The sequence below is a fragment of the Methylobacterium brachiatum genome, assembly GCF_900113845.1.
Taxonomy (GTDB): Bacteria; Pseudomonadota; Alphaproteobacteria; order Rhizobiales; family Beijerinckiaceae; genus Methylobacterium; species Methylobacterium brachiatum.
In genome coordinates this window covers 116,404-137,479 of the sequence record NZ_FOQW01000012.1, presented here as the reverse complement: position 1 = coordinate 137,479, position 21,076 = coordinate 116,404, and the positions used below count along the sequence as shown (strand labels likewise).

Annotated in this window: 18 protein-coding genes and 1 pseudogene; 9 read left to right on the top strand and 10 right to left on the bottom strand. The window is 68.1% G+C overall.

Annotated features, from left to right (window positions below):
* Positions 1 to 149: 149 nt before the first annotated feature.
* The 7 genes from BMZ47_RS17190 to BMZ47_RS17160 form a co-directional block, all read right to left on the bottom strand.
* Positions 150 to 1,385, bottom strand: coding sequence for a BatD family protein (locus BMZ47_RS17190; RefSeq protein ID WP_091863612.1), 1,236 nt, complete (start codon positions 1,383 to 1,385; stop codon positions 150 to 152).
* A gap of 230 nt (positions 1,386 to 1,615) precedes the next feature.
* On the bottom strand, positions 1,616 to 2,536 hold the full coding sequence (locus BMZ47_RS17185) for a tetratricopeptide repeat protein (RefSeq protein WP_091863545.1): 921 nt from the start codon (positions 2,534 to 2,536) through the stop codon (positions 1,616 to 1,618).
* On the bottom strand, positions 2,536 to 3,465 hold the full coding sequence (locus tag BMZ47_RS17180; protein WP_091863544.1) for a VWA domain-containing protein: 930 nt from the start codon (positions 3,463 to 3,465) through the stop codon (positions 2,536 to 2,538). Before BMZ47_RS17180 ends, BMZ47_RS17185 begins: the two co-directional genes overlap by 1 nt.
* A gap of 166 nt (positions 3,466 to 3,631) precedes the next feature.
* Entirely contained in the window at positions 3,632 to 4,660 is a 1,029-nt protein-coding gene (locus BMZ47_RS17175; protein ID WP_091863543.1) for a VWA domain-containing protein, read from the bottom strand.
* Positions 4,657 to 5,121, bottom strand: a complete 465-nt coding sequence (locus BMZ47_RS17170; protein ID WP_091863542.1) for a DUF4381 family protein — start codon at positions 5,119 to 5,121, stop codon at positions 4,657 to 4,659. The genes BMZ47_RS17175 and BMZ47_RS17170 overlap by 4 nt, the downstream gene beginning before the upstream one ends.
* 36 nt (positions 5,122 to 5,157) lie before the next feature.
* Positions 5,158 to 6,015 (bottom strand): DUF58 domain-containing protein, encoded by an 858-nt coding sequence (locus BMZ47_RS17165; RefSeq protein ID WP_208601064.1) that lies wholly within the window; start codon positions 6,013 to 6,015, stop codon positions 5,158 to 5,160.
* A 116-nt stretch (positions 6,016 to 6,131) separates the two neighbouring features.
* Complete coding sequence (locus BMZ47_RS17160; protein ID WP_425285071.1) at positions 6,132 to 7,151, bottom strand: AAA family ATPase; 1,020 nt, start codon at positions 7,149 to 7,151, stop codon at positions 6,132 to 6,134.
* Between the two features lie 223 nt (positions 7,152 to 7,374).
* Between BMZ47_RS17160 and BMZ47_RS17155 the strand changes: the two genes are divergently transcribed.
* The 4 genes and pseudogenes from BMZ47_RS17155 to BMZ47_RS17145 all read left to right on the top strand — a co-directional run bounded on the left by BMZ47_RS17155 (position 7,375) and on the right by BMZ47_RS17145 (position 12,409).
* On the top strand, positions 7,375 to 8,085 hold the full coding sequence (locus BMZ47_RS17155; protein WP_091863541.1) for an MgtC/SapB family protein: 711 nt from the start codon (positions 7,375 to 7,377) through the stop codon (positions 8,083 to 8,085).
* Positions 8,086 to 8,700: 615 nt separating this feature from the next.
* Positions 8,701 to 9,918: a DUF707 domain-containing protein gene (locus BMZ47_RS28085; RefSeq protein WP_167369058.1), complete on the top strand. Its 1,218-nt coding sequence runs from the start codon at positions 8,701 to 8,703 to the stop codon at positions 9,916 to 9,918.
* Between the two features lie 51 nt (positions 9,919 to 9,969).
* On the top strand, positions 9,970 to 11,265 hold the full coding sequence (locus BMZ47_RS17150) for a protoporphyrinogen/coproporphyrinogen oxidase (protein WP_091863540.1): 1,296 nt from the start codon (positions 9,970 to 9,972) through the stop codon (positions 11,263 to 11,265).
* A 457-nt stretch (positions 11,266 to 11,722) separates the two neighbouring features.
* Positions 11,723 to 12,409: pseudogene (locus BMZ47_RS17145) on the top strand (SDR family NAD(P)-dependent oxidoreductase).
* Positions 12,410 to 12,421: 12 nt separating this feature from the next.
* Here the strand turns inward: BMZ47_RS17145 and BMZ47_RS17140 are convergent.
* Positions 12,422 to 12,754 (bottom strand): hypothetical protein, encoded by a 333-nt coding sequence (locus BMZ47_RS17140; protein ID WP_244536849.1) that lies wholly within the window; start codon positions 12,752 to 12,754, stop codon positions 12,422 to 12,424.
* Positions 12,755 to 13,041: 287 nt separating this feature from the next.
* On the opposite strand from BMZ47_RS17140, the gene BMZ47_RS17135 reads away from it, so the two are divergent.
* From BMZ47_RS17135 to rnhA, 4 genes are all read left to right on the top strand, one after another.
* On the top strand, positions 13,042 to 13,887 hold the full coding sequence (locus BMZ47_RS17135) for a C40 family peptidase (protein WP_091863538.1): 846 nt from the start codon (positions 13,042 to 13,044) through the stop codon (positions 13,885 to 13,887).
* A 133-nt stretch (positions 13,888 to 14,020) separates the two neighbouring features.
* Positions 14,021 to 15,037, top strand: coding sequence for a 4-hydroxy-3-methylbut-2-enyl diphosphate reductase (ispH, locus tag BMZ47_RS17130; RefSeq protein ID WP_007565327.1), 1,017 nt, complete (start codon positions 14,021 to 14,023; stop codon positions 15,035 to 15,037).
* A gap of 240 nt (positions 15,038 to 15,277) precedes the next feature.
* Positions 15,278 to 16,243, top strand: a complete 966-nt coding sequence (thrB, locus tag BMZ47_RS17125) for a homoserine kinase (protein WP_091863537.1) — start codon at positions 15,278 to 15,280, stop codon at positions 16,241 to 16,243.
* A gap of 7 nt (positions 16,244 to 16,250) precedes the next feature.
* On the top strand, positions 16,251 to 16,724 hold the full coding sequence (gene rnhA, locus BMZ47_RS17120) for a ribonuclease HI (RefSeq protein WP_007565331.1): 474 nt from the start codon (positions 16,251 to 16,253) through the stop codon (positions 16,722 to 16,724).
* Between the two features lie 150 nt (positions 16,725 to 16,874).
* Here the strand turns inward: rnhA and zwf are convergent, their stop codons facing one another.
* Positions 16,875 to 18,401, bottom strand: coding sequence for a glucose-6-phosphate dehydrogenase (gene zwf, locus BMZ47_RS17115; RefSeq protein WP_091863536.1), 1,527 nt, complete (start codon positions 18,399 to 18,401; stop codon positions 16,875 to 16,877).
* 116 nt (positions 18,402 to 18,517) lie between these two features.
* Between zwf and dmeF the strand changes: the two genes are divergently transcribed.
* Positions 18,518 to 19,480, top strand: coding sequence for a CDF family Co(II)/Ni(II) efflux transporter DmeF (dmeF, locus tag BMZ47_RS17110; protein WP_091863609.1), 963 nt, complete (start codon positions 18,518 to 18,520; stop codon positions 19,478 to 19,480).
* Between the two features lie 58 nt (positions 19,481 to 19,538).
* On the opposite strand, the gene BMZ47_RS17105 is transcribed toward dmeF, so the two are convergent.
* Positions 19,539 to 21,029 carry an efflux transporter outer membrane subunit gene (locus BMZ47_RS17105; protein ID WP_139221014.1) on the bottom strand — a complete coding sequence of 497 codons (1,491 nt, stop codon included), beginning with the start codon at positions 21,027 to 21,029 and terminating at the stop codon, positions 19,539 to 19,541.
* Positions 21,030 to 21,076: the final 47 nt, after the last annotated feature.

Here is a 21,076-nt window from a genome sequence, read left to right as displayed (position 1 = left end):
CCCCGATCATCGTTGAAGGCTTCGTTGTTGAGGCAACGAAGGTTACGAAGCGAAATCAGGTGACGCAAGACGGTGCAAAATATTGATGCCTGGTCATAACTTGGGCCATTGCACAGGAATAGTACCTGCCCAAGTCCTGTGCAAAGGTTTCAGGCCGCCGGCCCGTCGAGGGGGGCGAGCCGCTGCGGCCCGGAGGCGGTCGCCTGAAATTCCGGCCGCGCCAGGGCGCGGGCGAGCGCCGGCAGGTCCGGGGCGGGGGCGCCCGCGGTTCCGAACACGGCCCGGTCGAGGGCGGCGAGCGGCGCGGCGAGATCGGGCCGTGCCTGCCAGATCCGGGCAAGCTCCGGCGCCTCGCGGCGGGCCGTCTCCAAGGCCGCGCGGAACCCGGCCGGATCGCCCGCGCGGGCGGTCCGGTTCAGGGCCCGGCGGCTGGCGGCGGTGAGGCGCAGGCGCGGGCGGCCCGCGCCGTAACCGATCAGGGCCAGGCCGAGGCCGAAGGCGGCGAGCGCCGCGGCGGCGGCCACCAGCGGCGACGGGACCGCCGGCGGCGCCCGGTCGCCCTCCCGGTCGGGGAGGCCGCCGCCGATCTGGCGGGCCGGGATCTCGGCCTCGCGCATGGTGCGGGTGTTGGTGTCGAACCACGGGATCGCGATGGCGTCGAGGGGGATCACCTCGGGCACGCCGGGCTTCACGTCCCACTGATAGGTCGCCCGGGCCACGGGGCCGGAGGGCGTCAGCAGGGTCTCGCGCGTGACCGGGCCGGCGAAGGTGAGGATGCCGCGGGTGCGCATCACCGGCCGGGGCGGCAGGCCCTCGGCGACCATGCCCTGCACCTCCAGGGTGACGATCCGCCGGGTGGTCTCGCCGAGCTTCACGGTCTCGGGATCCGGGCTCCAGGAATCGGTGACCGCGACGTCCCGGGCGGGCAGCCACCAGGGTTCCTTGACGTCCGGGCCGCCCGTCGCCTCGGTCCAGCGCGCCACCGGGAACGGGATCGGCCTCGAGCGCACCTCGACCACCCGCCGCTCGCCAAAATCGTTGACCGTCAGCTTGTGGGTGAAGGGCTCGATGATGAAGTCGCCCGCATGGTGCGGGAACACCGCCACGGTGCGGTCGAACGCGATGGCGCTCTGGCCATCCGGGAGCTTGGTCCGGCTCCAATGGTCCCGGCCGAGCTGGGTCCAGGAGAAGTTGGCGAGCGTCGGCTGGACCACCTCCTCCAGCAGGATCGGCTGCTTGTAGACCCCCCGGATCTTCAGCAGCACCATCTCGCGGGCGAAGGGCGGGCTGTTGCCGTTGAACTCCGCGGTCACCGTGAGGGTGAGGTCGCCGGGCTCGATCTCAGCCCGGGCCGGGAGCGGGGCGAGGAGGAGAAGGATGGTCAGAAACCAGGCGCGTGCCCGCCCTCCCCCCTCTGCGGGGGAGGGTGGCCCTCGCGTCAGCGAGGGTCGGGAGAGGGGAGCGCGGTTTCCAGAGAGGTCACAACGGGCGTGAAACCCTGAACCGTCGCGCTGCCCCTCTCCCCCCCTGCTGCGCAGGGTACCCTCCCCCGCAGAGGGGGGAGGGAGAACACCCGCCGCGCCCGCAGAGCCAAAGGCCCAAGTCCCAAAAAAAATCACCACGGGTTGCTCCCGGCCGGGATGGCGGTGCCGGCCTCGACCCGGCGGGTCTGCTCGGCGCGCAGGCGCAGCTTGAGGAAGCGGCCGGGATCGTCCGGCAGGGTCTGGAGCCAGAGCCGATCCGGGCGGATCTCGTGGGCCTCGAAGCTCTTCGTTACCCGGCGGACCTCGCGCTCGGGAGCCTCCGCCACCATGGCGGCGCCCCCGCCGGTGCGGCCGCGCCCGGCGGCGTCACCGGCCGAGCCCCGGGCCTGGCCCTTGCCGGCGTCGATCGATTGCTGCTCGGCCTTGCCGCGGCGGGCGACCTTGCTGTTGCCGGGCAGCGACGCGCTGGCGTTGGATTCCTTGTTGCCGGCCAGGCCCTCGCCGCTGGAGGCGGCGTTGATGTCGTTGTTCTGGTCCTGGTTGGCGGTGTTGTTGTAGCGGGCGCCGTATTGCGCGGTGCCGTTGGCGATGCCGCCGCCGGGGCCGCGGTCGATCACCTCGGCCTGCATCCGGGCGACCAGCGAGCGGTTGGCCTGCGCGTCGGCGTCGCGCGGGTCGAAGCGCAGGGCCTCGTCGTAGGCGGCGAGCGCACCGTTGTAATCGCCCGCGCGGGCCAGCGCGTTGCCGAGATTGTAGCTCGCCCGTCGCCCACCGGAGCGGAACAGCGCGATCGCCGCGTCGTAGCGGCCGGCCTCGTACAAAGCGGCGGCGCGCCAGGCGGGATCGACGATCAGGTCGGCGGCGAGCCCGGGCAGGCCCAGCGCCATCAGCAGGCGCCCGAGCCCGGTGCGGGGCTGCGAGACGGCGAGCAGGGCCACGAGGCCGAGCCCGGCCAGCGCCAGCCCGGCGATCCGGGCGAGCCGCCGCCAGCCGGCGGGCAGGCCGGCGCGGATCGGGACGGCAAGGCCGGTTTTCGGAAAGAACCGCTCCATCACGCGCTCCTGCGGAACAGGGCCAGGGCCGGCAGGGCCGCGAGCAGCAGCAGCCAGCGGCCGAGATCCGCGTAGGCCAGCACGCCGTAGCCGCCGGCGGCGAGATGCTGGGCGGTGCCGGCCCCGACCGCGTCGAGGACCGGGCCGGGCTCGGCGATGTCGGCGACGCGGCCGCCGCCGACCCGCACCAGCGCGTCCAGGGCGGCCCGGTCGGGCTTGGGCGCGCCCGGCGGCAGCGGCTTATCGGCGGGGACGAACAGGGCCTGGAGGCGCCAGCCGCGATCGGCCAGGGCCCGGGCCTCCCGGCTGGCCGCCTCGCCGATGCCGTCGCCGTCGGTGATCAGCACCACGTCGGCCGCGACCACATCGGCTTCCGCGAGGGTGCGGCGAGCGAGCGCCAGCCCGCGCTCGGGATGGCTGCCGCGATCCGGCACGGTGTCGGCGTCGAGGGCGAACAGGGTCGTGCCGAAGCTGTCCCGGTCGGTGGTCGGCGAGGCGGCGAGATAGGCGTCGCCGGCATAGACGACGAGGGACACGGCCCGGGTGCCGGCGGCCTCGGCGATCGCGGCGGCGGCCTGACGGACGCCCTGGAGGTTGCCGCCCTCGGTGACCGAGCGGGACAGGTCCAGGACGATCACGGTCTCGTCGAGATTGCGGAAGGTCGCCGTATCCTGGCGCTCCAAAGCGGGTCCGGTCAGCGCCAGGGCGATCGCCCCGGCGGCCAGGGCGGCGGCCCGGTTGGCCTGCCGCCTTCCGCCGAGCACGGCCCCGGCGCGGGCGAGATGGGCCATGAGGGCCGGATCGACCGCGCGGCCCCAATCACCCAAAGGTGCCGCCCGCCAGGCGGCGCGCAGGGCCAGCAGGGCCACGACCGGGATGGCCAGGAACCACCAGGGGCGCAGGAACGCGAAGGCGTCGAGGGCGCTCATGCGGGCTGTCCTCCCGCCCGCATCCTCATCCTGAGGTGCCGGAGCGCAGCGGAGGCCTCGAAGGAGGGCTCCAGGGATCGCGCGGCCGGCTGGAGCGCTCCTTCGAGGCCGCTGACGCGGCACCTCAGGATGAGGGCGTGGATTGGGGAGACGGTGTTGGGACGCATCACACCCCCCTCCGGGTCGCCAGCAGGGCCGCGGCGGCGGCGAGCGCCAAGGCGGCGGGCCAGGGCCAGAGGTCCCGGCGCAGCGGCAGCGGTGGGGCCAGGGCGCGGCCGCCCTCCAGCCGGTCGATGGCGTCGGCGACCCGGACGAGGTCGTCGGTGGTGCGGACCCGGAACGCCTCGCCGCCGCTGGCCTGGGCCATGTCGCGCAGCGTCTCGGTGTCGACCACGTCCTGCTCGCCGTCGGCATCGGCCATGTCCCGGGGGCCGAGCGCGATCGTGTAGACCTTGATGCCGAGCTCCTTGGCCAGGGCGGCCACGTCCTTGGGGGCGGTCTGGCCGGCATTGTTGGCGCCGTCCGAGAGCAGGATCACGGCCTTGGCGGATGGCGCCGGCTCGCCCTGCGCGCCCGCCGGCGCGTCCTTCGGGTCGAGTCGGCGCAGGGCCAGCCCGAGCCCGTCGCCGATACCGGTGGAGCGGCCGCTGATGCCGATGGTCGCCTCGTCGAGGGCGCGGGCCACCGCGGCGGTGTCGAAGCTCGGGGCGGCGGCCACGTAGGCTTGGTCGGCGAAGATCACCAGGCCGATCCGGTCCCCGGCCCGACGCCGGATGAAGTCGGTGCCGACGCGCTTGACCGCGGTGAGGCGGTTCACGGTCTCGCCGTCCAGGGCGAAGTCGCGCCGCTCCATCGAGCCGGACAGGTCCATGGCGATCATGATCTCCCGGCCCGAGGCGGGGAGCGCGGCGGCCGGCATCACCAGGCGGGGTCCGGACAGGGCGACGACCAGGGCCGCCCAGAGGGTCCAGATCAGCGCGGCGCGGCGGCGGCCCCGCGCGGCAAGGTCGGCCCCCGCATGTGCCTTTCCGACCAGGGTCCCGGGCACCAGCAGGGCGCCGCTGCCGCCCTCCGGCTCGGCCGGGAGCAGGCGCGCGGCGAGCAGTGGCAGCGGCAGGGCGAGCAGGATCCAGGGCGCCGCGAGGTCGAAGGCCGAGAGCTGCGCCGTGAGCCAGGCGGGAAGGAGGCCGCTCATGTCCGCAACCGTCCGATCAGGCGGCCGAGCTCGGCATCGAGCCCGTCGAGGTCGGGGGTCTGGCGCCGGTAGAGCCCGTCGGCCAGGACCCGGCCGGGCCCTTTCGTGAAGAAGTCGGTGGCCAGGAGGGTGTCGAGGCGGGTGGCCCAGGCCGCGCCCGTCTCCCGGGCGGCGGCATCCCCCGCCAGCGTCCGGGCGAGGCGGCGGAGCAGGCGGGCCTGGGCCACGAGCCGCGACTCCGGGTCGAGACCGCGGCTGCCGGCGAGTTCGGCCAAGGCAGCCCGGCGCAGGCTCGCCCGCGCCCGGCCGCGCAGGTAGCGCACCAGCCCGACCAGCAGGGCGGCGCAGAAGCCCAGAGCCGCCGCCGCGACGACCTCGCCCTGAACCGCCCCGGCGGCGCCCCCGGGCAGGTGCAGGCCGCGGAGCTGGTCGAGGGACGGGGCGATCTCGGCGGGGTTCATCGCGCCGAGCCCAGATGGCGAGGAGGTGTTCCGGCCTCACAGCACCGCATCGAGGCGCTCCATCAGCGGCGCGTAGGCTTCGGGACCGGCCTCGACGTCGAGGCGCAATCCGGCGATGCCCCGGCGGGCGTAATCGGCGAGCCGGGCCTCGGCGGTCTCGCCCGGCAACGCTGCGGGAAGTGCGGTCCCGCGCCGGCCATCCGCCAGGGCGAAGGGGTAGAAGCCCGGTGGGCGGACGCGCTCGAAGGCGTCGCTCACCAGGATGAGCCGGATCGCGACCCGCTCGGCCAGCAGGGTCAGCGTGGCGTCGAAGCCAGGCCCGGGGGCGTCGAGGGCGCTGGCGATGACCAGGTGGCCGCCCGCGGGCAGCAGGCTGCGGGCGAGCCCGAGGATCGGCTCCAGGGGCGCGTCGGATCCGGCCGCGCCGGCGGCCTCGAGGGCGCCGGCATGGGCCTGGGCCAGGGCCCCGGTCACCGCGATCATGGCGCGCTCGCCGCCGGACGGGCGCAGCACCGTCGGCGCCCCGGCGGTCGCCACGGCGAGGCCGACCCGGCCGCCATCGGCCGCCACCCGCCAGCCGAGCAGCGCCAGGGCCTCGGCGGCGGCCACCGAGCGCAGGGCCCGGCGGGTGCCGAACAGCATGGAGGGCCGGAAATCGGCGAGCAGCACCACGGCACGGTCGCGCTCGTCGTGATGGGTGCGCACATGCAGCTGCCCGGTGCGCGCGGTGGCGTTGCGGTCGATGAACCGGCGGTCGTCGCCCTCGGACCAGAGCCGCACGTCCTCCGGCTCGGAGCCGCGTCCGCGCCGCTTCGTGACGATGCCGCCGGGCAGGCCCGCGAGCGTCCGGGTCGCTGGCGCCGCGCCCCGCCGGGCGAGATGGCGCAGGCCCATCAGGGCCTCGCCGGAGAGGTGGATGCCGTTTTTTTGGGACTGGGCGGATCCCGCGCCCTTCCCTCCCCCCTCTGCGGGGGACGATGGGCGGTGCGCTTTTCCGAACCCGAACACGCTCAGAGCGCCCGCACCCGCTGCACCAGCTCGCCGACCAGGCCGCGGGCGGTCTTGCCCTCGGCGGCGGCCCGCCAGGTCAGGCCGATCCGGTGGGAGAGCGCGTCCCGGGCGAGCTCCGTGACGTCCTCCGGGGTGACGTGGTCCCGGCCCCGGAGCCAGGCCCGGGCCTTGCCGGCCATCATCAGCGCCAGGGTGCCGCGCGGCGAGGCGGGATGCTCGATCATCGCCCGCAGGTCCGGCGCCGCCGCATCGGTGCGGGTCGCCGCCACCAGGCGGACCAGGTAATCCTTGAGCGCCGGCGACACGTAGGTGGCGAGCGCGGCCTCCCGGGCGGCGCGCACGTCGGCGAGCGACAGGCGCACCGGCATCGCCTCGACATGGTGGGTGATCTCGCCCTCCACGAGGTCGAGGATCGCCCGCTCGGTGGCCTCGTCGGGCATCTCGACCACGACATGCAGCAGGAAGCGGTCGAGCTGCGCCTCCGGCAGCGGGAAGGTGCCGGCATGCTCGATCGGGTTCTGGGTCGCCACGACCATGAACGGGTCGGCGAGCGGATGGGTCGACCCCGAGACCGTGATCTGCCCCTCGGCCATCGCCTCGAGCAGGGCCGATTGCACCTTCGGCGGCGCGCGGTTGACCTCGTCCACCAGCACCAGGGCGTGGAACAGGGGGCCTTGCAGGAATTCGAAGTTGCCGCTGTCCTGGCGCCAGACCGTGGTGCCGGTGAGGTCGGCCGGCATCAGGTCCGGGGTGCACTGGATGCGGGCGAACGAGCCGTCGAGCCCGTCGGCCAGCCGCTTGACCGCGCGGGTCTTGGCCAGGCCCGGCGCGCCCTCGATCAGGAGATGGCCGCCGGTGAGAAGTCCGATCAGCAGGCGCTCGACCAGGCCGGCGCTGCCGATCAGGCCGCGCTCCAGACCGTCGCGGAGCGCCATGACCCGCCCGTGCAGGGCCGCATCCGGGGTGGCGGCATCCGGGGTGAGAGCGGCGGGCCGGCTTTCGACGAGGGCGCCGCTCATGCGGGAAACGCTCGTGCGGGGAGACAAACTCCTGCCGCGGGGGCCGTGTCCTGCATCCTGCACGTCTCCTCGGCCGGGTCCCGTATTCTCATGGGATCCTCAGGTTGGAGCCGGTGTGCCTGCTGCCCGGTGGGGCCGTCAATCCCGATGGGTTCCGCCTTTGGTGGGGCGGCCGAGCCATGATGTCACGGTTTCGTCACGTCTCCCCTCGCAAGAGACCGCCATGACCAGCTACGCCGCCATCCCGGAAGAACTGAAATCCGCCATCGGCCTGATGGTGGCTTTCGTGCTCGGCACCGCGATCGGGGCCGAGCGGCAGTACCGGCAGCGCACCGCGGGCCTGCGCACGGCGGTGCTGGTGGCGATCGGCGCCTCGGCCTTCGTCGATCTCGGCATGCGGCTGACCGGCCCGGACGGCGGCACCCGCACCGTGGCCTACGTGATCTCCGGCATCGGCTTCCTGGGCGCCGGCGTGATCATGAAGGAGGGGATGAACGTGCGCGGCCTCAACACGGCCGCGACCCTGTGGTGCTCCGCCGCCGTGGGGGCGTTCTGCGGTGCCGACCTGCCCCTGGAGGCGGTGTTCGTCACTGTCACGGTGCTGACCTGCAACACGGCGCTGCGGCCGCTGGTGAACGCCATCAACCGCGCGCCGATCCGCGAATCCGCGACCGAGGCGACCTACGAGGTCCAGGTGACCACCGCGCCCGGCGAGGCCGGCCCCGCCCAGGACCTGCTGGTCGAGCGCCTGGAGGCGGCGAATTATCCGGTGAGCAGCGTCGAGGTGGAGGAGCGCGGCGAGGGTGCGGTCGACGTGGTCGCGACGCTGACGGCGAGCGCCGTGAAGGCCGAGGAACTCGACGCCGTGACCAACGACCTCGCCCGCGCCCCGGGCATCCGCCACGCCACGTGGTCGGTGCAGACGGCGGATTGATTGTTTCCGGGAGCACGCGCCTTCTGCTGAGCTGGACCGGAGGCCACTTTCGGCCAGAGCAGAGCTCCTTTTTTGCTGCCAGCTTGCAGAAGGATCGCATGCTGGCATCAACATGCCGGCTGGCGGCGAGCAAAAAGTCCAGGGGGCTTCCGTGCTTGTCGACAGATAAGCCGGTGGGGTGGGGCGGCCTGATCCGGGAGCAGAGTGCTCACGCGGTGACGGCCGAGGTCGAGCAGGATCGTGCCGTAACGACTGTCCTTCCGCATCCCCCAATCGCCGACACCGACGGGGATGACGAGCCGCAGCACCGTTCAGCAACTCGCCAGCGTGTAGAGGCTGTTTGAGGCGTGCGGCGTTCTCCGTTGTAGGCAAGTCCCTCCCAACTCCGGCCTGGGCCTCGCGCAACTATCGTGCGCGCCGGACCCATGACATGTGGACGCTCGCACGTGTCTTGGCGAAGATCCAGCGTCGGCAGCCCATTCCGCGGCAGCAGAACCGCCGTAACCCGATGCATAGTATTATCCGCAATGCCGAGAGCGGTGAGTCATAGGGATGGTAATCACAAAAGAGCCCGTGTAATGTGGGACACAGATGCCCGATTCCAGGATGAATATTATGCATTTAGATTCATACGACCAAGAAAATACAGCGGATACGGGAAATGAATCAATGGATCTAAAACGAAAATTGCGAGATTCAGCCAAAAAAGATTCTAATAATAGGCAATTGACGGAAAATAGACTTCCTCACCCAACAGACGCCCACACGCGAAATCCGTCCAAGCAAGCCGAGGCATCATTATGCAAGTACGCATGGGTTTTCAGCAGCGTCGACGGTAGCGTCATTTCTCCTCAACTTATTTTGAACGAAGACGGGGAAATTGGCGGCATCCGAAATCCTAGGGTTGTACGCTGGTGTATTGAAAATGAAATGGTTCATTTCAAGGATGAATCCAATGCTACTGTAGTCAGATTTGTCATTGATCGCACGTCGACACCACAGAAAATGGTGCTGGCTGGGATCGATGAATCAGGGCAGATCAAAACACATTACCTCAGAGAAACGGATCGGTACGCACGTGCGCCTTTCTCACAAGAAATTCAAGTTCTTGAACCGATCGCAAATCGTAAAAAACATTTGGTTGTTTTATCCGCCAATTCGAAATCGCTTCATACGCAATGGCCTCAAGATATTGATCCCAATCGCAGATCATGGGATCTTTGCTTGGCATGGTATGGTGATGAGACCTCGTTTTCCCAGCGTCCACCATCAGAATACAGCGTCCTATTAAGGAAGGGCAATAAACTGCAATGCCTGCATCGACTTTGCTATCCCGGAAGTCCAATCTTTGATTACGACTACGTCGCGTTCCCGGACGACGATATCGTCACGAGCTGGAGGGATTTAAATAAGATATTTCAGCTCTGTGTCGATTTTAATTTGATTCTCGGGCAGCCATCACTATCACATGACAGTTATATCTCTCATTCTATTCTCCGCCAACAGCCGGACAAAATTGTAAGATTCACGAATTTCGTAGAGATTATGACTCCGTTCTTTTCACAATCAGCACTGCGTCGTTGTTGCGGAACCTTCCATTTTGGACCAAGCGGTTGGGGATTGGATTATGCTTGGCCCGTCATCCTTGGAGATCCTAGAAATCGCATCGGTGTGATCGACGCCGTTCCCGTGCATCACACACGTCCTGTGGGACAGAGCTATGACACTGAGGCTGCATGCCGGGATTTGCAGATGGTCTGTCAAGCATATGGTGTCACGGCGGACTACCTTGAATATGGTGGGATATCGAGATTCGGACGTCAAATTCTATAAGATCGTATATTCTTATACGATAAAATCTAAAGATCAAAAGGACACGATATTATGTACGAGTATGCTATTTTGGGGGGAGGAATCGCAGGGCTGTCGTTTGCTTCATTCATAGATGGAAGCAGCATCGTCTTGGAAGCTCAGGACCGGGTTGGTGGACTCAGTCGCAGCTATGCGCTTAATGGCATTGATTATGATATCGGCCCACATGTCATATTTTCGAAGAATCAGGAGATTCTTGATCTTCACACGTCAATGATCAAGACGAATAAAATCAGACGATCTAATAAAATTGTCCTCAAGGGACGATACATTAAGTATCCTTTCGAGAATGATCTTTCGTCTCTCGATACAATAGACCGAGATTATTGTTTGCGGGAATTTTTGCACAATCCGTATGATCGCTACTTCAGTACAAATATGCTACAGTTTTTTCTGAGTACTTTCGGCGAAGGCATCACGCGACTATATCTTAAACCATACAACGAGAAAATCTGGAAATTCGATCCATCCTGTATGGATAAACAGATGGTCGATCGTATTCCGAAGCCTCCCCGCGAAGATGTGATTGCATCTGCAAACGGCATAGCATCGGAAGGCTACACACATCAGCTGTACTACCATTACCCCGTAAGTGGCGGTTTTCAGACATTGGTTGACAGTTACAAGGTACGTGCCGAGGCGAAGGGGCAAACGGTGTGCACCGACGCTCAGGTTTGTGCATTGGAAAAGTCGGCGGCGGGTTGGAAAATAAAGACCCACAAAGAAGAAATTTTTGCCAAAAAAATCGTGAGCACTATACCGATGCAAGAATTGCTGAAAATGCTTCAGCCACCAGGTGATATAATCCGAACGTTGGACCGGTTGCTCTATAATTCAATATATATTGTCGTTGTCCAAGTCCGAAAGGATAAGATCGGGGACCATTTCGGTTTATATATCCCGGACGAAGATGTAATATTCCACCGATTGTCAAAACTCAATCATCTGGGTGAACAATATTGTATGCCGGACGGTGGCAGTACGCTCATGGCCGAGGTGACGTTTAGGCCGGGTAGCTATCTTTCCACTGTGTCAAAAAACACTATCGTTGAGCAGGTCATCGCGGGGATGGTGAAAGCTGGATTTATTGATCGATCTGATATCATCGATGTGGCAATTAGACATGAGAACTATGCTTATGTAATTTATGATCTGGATCATCGAAAAAACGTCGATAAAATACTATCCTACCTTGAAAGCGTTGATATAATGTCGGTCGGACGATTTGCGGAATTTGAGTACTTGAACACAGATGCTGTCGCCGAGCGGACCCTCGCGCTCGCGCATAAGTTAAAACAACGCCCATAGAATGATCGAATGAGGCTGCGTCGGGTTTGGGGCCGTGCGGGACAGGTCATTGATCGGTTTCACGATAACGCGTCTACGCCGATATCGGACTGCCAGAACGGTTCAGATTCTGTCGGGTTGACGCGGCGGTCTTTCAGGCGCGGGCGAAATGCTCTGCAACGTGATTCCGTCTGCTCCGTGCCAACCCATGCAACGAGTCGAACAAGCCGCCCTCAATTGATTCCGTTAAGCCAGGCCGTTCGGACCGCCGGAAAGCAAACACTCCCTCCAGCCCAAAAAGGGTCGTGAAGGGATGGAACGGCCGTGTCTGCTGCCTGCGCGTGCATGGTAGAACAAACCGTGATCCGATCATGCTGCTCACGGGCGAACCTTAAGCGCCACCTCCTCGCAAACTGGCCCCAGTCGCGAAACCTCCGGACCCGATCCCCATTATCCGACCGGAATCGGGAGCCCAACCATGACCCAGTCTCAAAGGAACGCGCTGATCGTCGGGGCCTCCCGGGGCCTGGGGCTCGGCCTCGTCGAAACGTTTCTGGAACGGGGCCGGCAGGTCACCGCGACCCAGCGCAGCCCGTCCCCCGACCTCGCCGGCCTGGACGCGAAATCCCTGCGCGTCGGGACCGCCGACATCGACGACGATGCCGGCGTCGCGGCCCTGCACGATCGCTTGGCCGACCAGCGCTTCGACCTGATCTTTGTGGTGGCCGGCGTCGCCACGCAGGCGCATGATCCGCTGCACGCGGTGCCGCGGGAGGTCGCCGCGCAGGCCTATCTCACCAACGCGATCAGCCCGATGCGCTTCGCGGAGGCTTTTCTCAATCGCCTCGCGCCCGGCGGCAGCCTCGCCCTGATGAGCTCGATCCTCGGCAGCGTCAGCCTGAACGCGTCGGGCGGCTGAGAAAACTACCGGGCCAGCAAGGCGGCGTTGAACACCCTGGCGCGCAGCTTTGAGATCCGGCACCGGGCCGACAATGTCTCGGTGCTGATCCTGCACCCGGGCTGGGTCCGCACCGATATAGGCGGCGCGGAGGCCGATATCGACGTGGCGACCGGCGTTACGGGCCTCGCCGACGTGATCACCGCACAACTCGGGTGGCCGGGCGCCCACTACCTCGATTATCGGGGCGAGACGCTGCCCTGGTAGCGCCGGATCCCGTCAGCGCGAGGGTGCGAGGGGTCGGGTGCGGCGCTCGATCACCACGGTCGGGCGGGTGCGGCGCTCGACCACGACGGTGCGTGGCGCCCGGCTCGGGCTCGCCTGGGTCAGGATCCGCTCGGGCACGCGTTCGGGCTTCGCCTTCTTAGCGGCGAGCACGTGGGGGCGGACCTCGTCGACGGGCAGGCCTATCAGGCCGGCCGCGATCTCGGCCTGCTGCTCCACATCGTCGGCCAAGTCCTGGGCGGCCGCGACCGCCTCGGTGATCGTCGGCGGCTCGCGACGCACCCGGATCGGCGGCAGGTCGGCGAAGCTCTTCTGCGTCTTCTTCACGGGGCGACTCGCAGTCTTCATAGGCCAGACATAGCGCCTTCCGGTCCGGTTGTGCAGTGCATCAAAAACGTTCGACCGCCGTCGCGGGTGCATGCCTGGCGGGCTGTTTCTACCGCAGCACAGGGGCCAGCAGCAGCGCCGCCAAGGACGCGAACACATCGGCTCCGAATCGTTTCCTGTCGGCAGGTGGCTGCGACATAGAAGCGCAACCGCGCGAGCACAACGGTTTCGTATGCCGGCCGCGAACCGGCACCCCATCGTGAAGGCGGCTGTGATAGCGTCGCCTCATGACCGAGACCCTTGATCCGCGGCTGACCCCCGCGCGCGCCGACATCGCCGATGAACGCCTGCGCGGCCGGGTCAATGCCGCGCGCTTCGTGGCCGGCAGCCCCCGCCGTGTCACGGCACCCTCGGCCCCCCTGCGGCGCGAACCCGCCCCGGAAGCTGGGCTCGACACCGAGGCGCTGCTCGGCGATGCCATCACCCTCTACGCCGAGCAGGACGGGTTCGCCTTCGTGCAGCTCGTCCGGGACGGCTATGTCGGCTACCTGCCGGCCGAATCCCTGGGCGACGCCGATCCCGAGCCGACCCATCGGGTCACGGCGTTGCGCACCTTCCTGTATCCCGAGCCCGACCTGAAGCGGCCGGTGCGCGCGCATCTCAGCCTCGGCGCGCGCCTCGTGGTCACCGGTGAGGCGGGGGCCTACCTGGAGTCCCCCGGCGGCTACGTCTTCGCGCGCCACTGCGCCCCGCTGGCGCAGCACCAGCCCGATTACGCCGCCACGGCCGAGCGGCTTGTCGGCATTCCCTATCTCTGGGGCGGCCGCACCACCCTGGGGCTCGATTGCTCCGGCCTCGTGCAGCTCTGCCTCGACGCCGCCGGCCTCCCCTGCCCGCGCGACGCGGACATGCAGGAGCGCGACCTCGGCCGGGCGCTGCCGCTGGCGTTGGAAGGATTGCGCCGGGGCGACTTCGTGTTCTGGCGCGGCCATGTCGGGCTGATGCTCGACCCTGAGACGCTGATCCACGCCAACGGCCACCACATGGCCGTGGCGGTCGAGCCCCTGGCCGGCGCAGTCGCCCGGATCCGCGAGAACAGTTTTGGGGCGGTGACGGGGATCCGGCGGCTCTAGGGGGCGTATCCGGGCGCCCCGGGTCCAATTGGCGCGGCAAACGTGCTACAGAGGCGCTCCGCGGTCGTCTTCCTGCCCGGTTCGCAGTCCAGGACCGTTGACAGGACAGCCCCGCCCTCGCCACATCGCCCCCATGACCGCAGACATCGCGTCCCTCGCGCCCGCCCAGAGCCCCTCTGGTGAAGGCACCACCGGCAAGCCGCCGTTGGAGATCCTGCTCTGTGCCCCCCGCGGCTTCTGCGCCGGCGTGGTGCGGGCCATCGACGTGGTCGAGCGGGCTCTCGCCCTCTACGGGCCGCCCGTCTACGTCCGGCACGAGATCGTCCACAACAAGTACGTGGTCGAGAGCCTGAAGCGGAAGGGCGCCGTGTTCGTGCGCGAGCTCGACGAGGTGCCCGATAGCGGCGCCCCGGTGATCTTCTCCGCCCACGGCGTCGCCAAGACCGTGCCGGCCAACGCCGATTCCCGCGGGCTGACCACGATCGACGCCACCTGCCCGCTGGTGACCAAGGTGCACCGCGAGGCCGAGATCCACCACAAGCGCGGCCGCCACGTGCTGCTGGTCGGCCATTCCGGCCATCCCGAGGTGGTCGGCACCATGGGCCAGCTGCCCAAGGGTTCGATCACCCTGGTGGAGGATCTGGACCAGATCCAGGCCCTGACGCCCGAGAATCCCGACAACCTCGCCTGGGTCACCCAGACGACCCTGTCGGTCGACGACACCCGCCACATCGTCGAGGCGCTGAAGAAGAAGTTCCCGAACATCACCGGGCCGCACAAGGACGACATCTGCTACGCCACCACCAACCGCCAGGAGGCGGTAAAGCAGGTGGCGCCACTGGTGGACGCCCTGATCGTGGTCGGCTCCTCGAACTCCTCGAACTCGCAGCGCCTGCGCGAGGTCGCCGAGCGCGTCGGCTGCCCGATCACCCGCCTCGTGCTGCGCGCCGAGGAGATCGACTGGCCGGCCTTCGAGGGCATCCGCAAGCTCGGCCTCACGGCCGGCGCCTCGGCCCCCGAGGTGCTGGTCGAGGAGATCATCGAGGCCTTTGCCGCCCGCTACGACGTGATCGTCGACACGGTCTCGACGGTGGTCGAGGACATGGTCTTCCCGCTGCCGCGCGAGCTGCGCAGCGAAGCGGCCGAGTAGGTTCTTCCAACCCACACCCTCATCCTGAGATGCCCGGCGATCGGAGATCGCCGGGCCTCGAAGGAGGACTCCAGATTCCGCCCCGATCCCTGGAAGCCTCCTTCGAGGCTGCGCGATCGATGATCGCGCAGCACCTCAGGATGAGGGGCATGGGTGGGAAGCCCGGGATCGACGTCGGTTTCGCCGACGCTCATCGGCGATCCCGACTCCCAAACGAATCCCGAACCCGAGCGCGAACACGTGGCCGTCTACACCGAGGTATCCGACGCGGCGCTCTCCGAGTTCCTGTCCGCCTACGACATCGGCAGCCTGCTCTCCTTCAAGGGCATCGCCGAGGGCGTCGAGAATTCCAACTTCTTCCTGCAGACCACCCAGGGCCGCTACATCCTGACCCTCTACGAGAAGCGGGTGCAAGAGGGGGATCTGCCGTTCTTCATCGGGCTGATGGAGCATCTCTCCGCCCGGGGGCTCGCCTGCCCGCAGCCGGTGCGGGACCGGGCCGGCACGGCTCTGGGCCAGCTCTGCGGGCGGCCCGCCGCCATCGTCAGCTTCCTGGAAGGCGTCTCGGTCAAGACACCGGGCGTCGAGCATTGCCGGGAACTCGGCCGGGCGCTGGCCGAGCTGCACGCCGCCGGCGCCGATTTTGGTATGGTGCGCGCGAACAGCCTCTCGGTGGAATCCTGGCGCCCGCTCTTCGCGCAGGCCGAGGCCCAGGCCGATTCGGTCGCGCCGGGGCTGGCGGAGCGCACCCGCGCCGACCTCGCGCTCCTCGAAGCGTCCTGGCCCGAAAACCTGCCGGGCGGGGTGATCCACGCGGACCTGTTCACCGACAACGTGTTCTTCATCGGCGACGCCCTCTCGGGGCTGATCGACTTCTACTTCGCCTGCACGGACGCTTTCGCGTACGACCTCGCGGTCTGCCTCAACGCCTGGTGCTTCGAGGCCGACGGCACCTTCCACCGGGACATGGCGGCCGCGTTGATTGCCGGCTACGAGGCGGTGCGGACCCTGGAGCCCGCGGAGGTCGCGGCGCTGCCGATCCTGTGCCGGGGTGCGGCGCTGCGCTTCATGCTGACCCGCCTGGTCGATTGGCTGAATGTGCCGCCCGGTGCCCTGGTGAAGCCCAAGGACCCGCGGGAATTCGATCACCGGCTGACCTTCCACCGCCAGGCGCGGGACGCGCAGGATTACGGGCGGCAGTCCTGAGGGACGGATGAGCGACGACGTGACCGAGACCGCGTCCGAGCCGACGCGGGTGAAGATCTACACGGATGGCGCCTGCTCGGGGAATCCCGGCCCGGGCGGCTGGGGCGCGATCCTGATCTTCGGCGACACCCAGAAGGAGCTCTCGGGCGGCGAGGCCTTCACCACCAACAACCGCATGGAGATCCTGGCCGCGATCGAGTCCCTGGAGGCGCTCAAGCGCCCCTGCCGGGTCGACCTGTTCACGGACTCCCAGTACCTGCGCCAGGGAATCACCAGCTGGATCCACAATTGGAAGGCCCGGGGCTGGCGCACCGCCGACAAGAAGCCGGTGAAGAACGAGGACCTCTGGCGCCGGATCGACGCCGCCCGCGAGCGCCACGACGTGGCCTGGCACTGGGTCAAGGGCCATGCCAGCGACCCGCTGAACAACCGGGTCGACGCGCTCGCCGTGGCCGCGATGCTGCCGTTCAAGCGGCGCTGAGATCGGGGTTCCCAAAGGGCTCAGCCCTTTGGCGGGGTATCGGGGCGGAGCCCCGATGGACCAAGGCGCTGCCCTGGACCCGCAAAAGGTCTCGGACCTTTTGAATCCAGGATTCCGGAGGATCGATGTCGAGCCCCAGGGCGCTGACCTTCAATCCGTCTTGCCGTCGAGGCCGAGCCAATGGCGGCCGTCGCGGGCCAGGAGCGCGTCGGCCTCCTTCGGCCCGGTGCTGCCGGCGGGATAGGGCTTTACATCCGCCTGCGGCCAGCCTTTGAGCAGCGGATCGACCGCCGCCCAGCCGGCCTCGATGTTGTCGGCCCGCTGGAACAGGGTCGCGTCGCCGATCATGCAATCGTACAGCAGGGTCTCGTAGCCGACATTCGGCTGGTCCGGAAAGAAGTCCTTGTAGCGGAACGCGGCGCCGACCCGGCCGATCCGCATCTCCGGGCCCGGGACCTTCACGTTGAACTCGGTGCTGACCCCGTGGTCTGGGTCGATCATGATCCGCATCACGGTCGGGCCGAGATCGGCGTTGGGCGTGTCCTCGAACATCTTGAACGGGGCCGGCTTGAACAGCACCGCGATCTCGGTGCGCCGCCCGGTCATGCGCTTGCCGGTGCGGACGTAGAACGGCACGTCGGCCCAGCGCCAGTTCTCGATGTTGAGCTTGAGGGCGATGTAGGTCTCGGTGACCGAGTCCTTGGCGACATGCGGCTCGTCGCGGTAGCCCGGCACGTCGTGCCCCTCGGACGTGCCGGCGGTGTACTGGCCGCGCACCGCGTCCTCCGGGGGGATCGGCTTCACGGCCTGGGCGAGCTTGGCCTTCTCCGAGCGCACCGCCTCGGCGTCGAAGGAGTTCGGCGGCTCCATGGCGACCATGCAGAGCAGCTGGAACATGTGGTTGGGCACCATGTCCCGCAGCGCCCCGGTCGGCTCGTAGAAGCCGCCGCGCTCCTCGACGCCCACGGTCTCGGCCGCGGTGATCTGGACGCTGTCGATGTATTCCCGCCGCCAGACCGGTTCCAGCAGGCCGTTGGCGAAGCGGAACGCCATGATCGACTGGACCGTCTCCTTCCCGAGGAAGTGGTCGATCCGGTAGAACTGGCTCTCGTCGCCCTGTTTCAGGATCCGGGCGTTGAGCTCCCGGGCGGAGGCGAGGTCGGAGCCGAACGGCTTCTCGATCACCACCCGGCGGAAATCGCCGTTCTCTTGACGGAGCAGCCCGGCCTGGCCGAGGCCGTCGACGATCGTGCCGAAGAAGCGGGCCGCCACCGCGCAGTAGAACACCGCGCTGCCGCGCACCTTGTCTTTGACCGCGGCGAAGGTCTCGGGCTTCTCGAAATCGCCCTTCAGGTAATGGAGCCGGTCGCGGATGAAGCCCCAGCTCTTGGGATCGATATGGTCGGCGTGGAACTCCGAGGTCGGGTCCTTGCTGAACGCCTCCATGGTCTTGGTGAGGCTGTCGCGCAGGGATTCGTCGGTGCCGTCGGAATGGTCGACGCCCAGGATGGAGAAGCCCTCCGGCAGGAGCCCGGCCCCGGCGAGGTTGTAGAGCGAGGGCATCAGCAGGCGCTTGGTCAGGTCGCCCCCGGCTCCGAAGATCACCAGCGTGCAGGGCGGCGCCGGCTTGGTGCCGCTGGCCGCATCATCTTTGAGGGGTGTCATCTGCTCGGCCATTCCTGGCTCCCATCGGGCTGCGGTGCAGCAAATCGGCGTGACAACTGGCCTGTAGCAATGCCCGTTCCGGCTGTCCGCCGCTATGCTGCACCGAGACGATTGCAACGGAGATGCGCATGCATACCCATTCCCTCGAACCCTGGAGCCACGGCCACGTCTTCCTGGGGGATCGACACGACCGGCACGCGCGGCGGACCTGGGCGGTGGTGGCGCTGACGGCGGTCACGATGGTGGTCGAGATCGCCGGCGGCACCTGGTTCGGCTCGATGGCGCTGGTGGCCGATGGCTGGCACATGTCGACCCATGCGGCAGCGCTCGGCATCGCGGCCCTGGCCTATCGCTTCGCCCGGCGGCACGCGGAGGATCCGCGCTTCACCTTCGGCACCGGCAAGTTCGGGGATCTGGCGGCGTTCGCCAGCGCGATCATCCTGGGCCTGGTCGCGCTCCTGATCGGCGCCGAGAGCGTCGACCGGCTGCTCCATCCGGCGCCGATCGGCTTCGGGCAGGCGATCCCGATCGCCATCCTCGGGCTGGCCGTGAACCTCGCCAGCGTCTGGCTCCTGCACGACGACCATGACGACCATGGGCATCACGGCCATGACCATGGCGGCCACAGCCATGGTGGGCACGGGGGGCACGGTCATGGTGGTCACGATACCAATTTCCGCGCCGCCTACATCCACGTGCTGGCCGACGCGCTGACCTCGGTGCTGGCGATCGCCGCCCTGCTCGGCGGGCGCTATCTCGGCCTCGCCTGGCTCGATCCGGCCATGGGTCTGGTCGGCACGGTGGTGATCCTGGCCTGGTCCTGGAGCCTCCTGCGCACGGCCGGCCTCGTGCTCCTTGACGCGCGGCCGTCGCCGGCCGCCACGGCGGAGATCCGTGCCCGCCTGGAGACGGACGGCGACCGGGTGAGCGACCTGCATCTCTGGCAGGTCGGGCCGGGCCACCGCGCCGCCGTGATCGCCCTGGTCAGCGACAACCCGCAGCCGCCGGCCCATTACAAGGCCCGGCTCGCCGGGCTGCGCGACCTGAGCCACGTCACGATCGAGGTGCAGCCCTGCCCGGGGCATACCTGATCCGGGATCCCAAAGGGCTCGGCCCTTTGGCGGGGTTCGGGGGCGGAGCCCCGATAAGCTACTCGTCCACCCGGACGGCCTGGCCGCCCCGGTCGATCGGCAGGGTCGGGCCCTTCAATTCGGCGTCGCTGGGCAGGGAGCGCACGTCCCAGCCGCCGCCGAGCGCCCGGATCAGCGTGACCGCCGCGGTGAAGCGGCTGAGCCGGACCTGGAGGGCGTTGATCTCGTTGTTCACGAGCAGGCCCTGCGCGGTCACCACGGTGGTGAAGTTCTGCGTGCCGGCCCGGTACTCGTTGAGGGTGATCTCCACGGCCTTGCGCGAGGATTCGACGGCCGCATCCTGGGCCCCCTGCTGCAGGCCGAGGATGCGCAGGGCCGCCATCTGGTTCTCGACCTCCGCCAGGGCGGCGAGCACCACCTGCCGGTAATTGGCCACCGCCGCGTCGTAGCCGGCCTCGGCCGAGCGCACGGCCGCCGTCCGGGCGCCACCGTCGAACAGGACCTCGGTCCCGGCCGCGGTCGTCGACCAGACCTGGTTGGCGGCCGAGAACAGGCCGTTGCGGGTCAGCCCGGAAACCCCGCCCTGGGCCGAGATCGTCACGGTCGGGAAGAAGGCCGCCACCGCGACGCCGATCCGCTCGCTCTGCCCCTGCACCAGACGTTCGGCCTGGGCCACGTCGGGGCGGCGCTCGAGCAGGTCGGACGGGATCCCGACCGGCACGGCGGGCGGGTTGCGGCCGATGCCGGCCACCGGGATCGAGACCTCCGAGGGCGGCCGCCCGATCAGGGTGGCGATGGCGTTGACGTACTGCACCCGGGTCAGCCGGACCGCGATGGCCTGGGCCTCGATGGTCTGGACCTGGGTCTGCGCGGTGATCACGTCGGAGCGGGCCGCGACGCCGGCGGCGTACTGGTTCTCGGTGATGGCCAGCGTCTTCTTGAAGTTCGCGACGTTCTCGTCGAGCACCTTCTGGAGGGCGTCGGCGTAGCGCACGGTCAGGTAGTCGGCGGCGATCTCGGCCTGGATGGTCAGGCGGGTCAACGCGATCGTGGCGGCGTCGGACTGGGCGAGCGCCGCCTCGCTCTCGATGTTCCGGCGGGTGCCGCCGAACAGGTCGAGCTCCCAGCTGGCCTGGCCGAGCAGCGACGCGCTGGTGCGCACGGTGTTGCCGCTGCCGGTCCGGGTGATGCTCGGGGCGCCGATGACGGTCGGGTACAGGGCGGCCTGGGCCGAGGCGACCAGGGCCCGGGCCTGCCGGTAATTTGCCACCGCCTGCCGCAAGGATTGGTTGTCGACGTCGACCAGGCGGATCAGGCGGTCGAGGATCGGGTCCTTGAACACCCGCCACCAGTCGCCCCGCTCGGCCGCGTCGTTGGGCCGGGCCTCGCGCCAACCCTTCTTGCGCGCCGCCACGACGGCCGGGCTGTCCTCCCGCTTGCCGCCTTCCTTGTAGGCGAGCGGCGTCTCGACGGAGGGCCGGGCGTAGTCGGGGCCGACCACGCAGCCCGCCAGGGCGGGGATGAGGGGGAGACAGAGAATATGGCGCAGCCCGAGGCCGCGGGCGCGTCTCCCTCCCCCCGCAGAGGCGGGAGGGA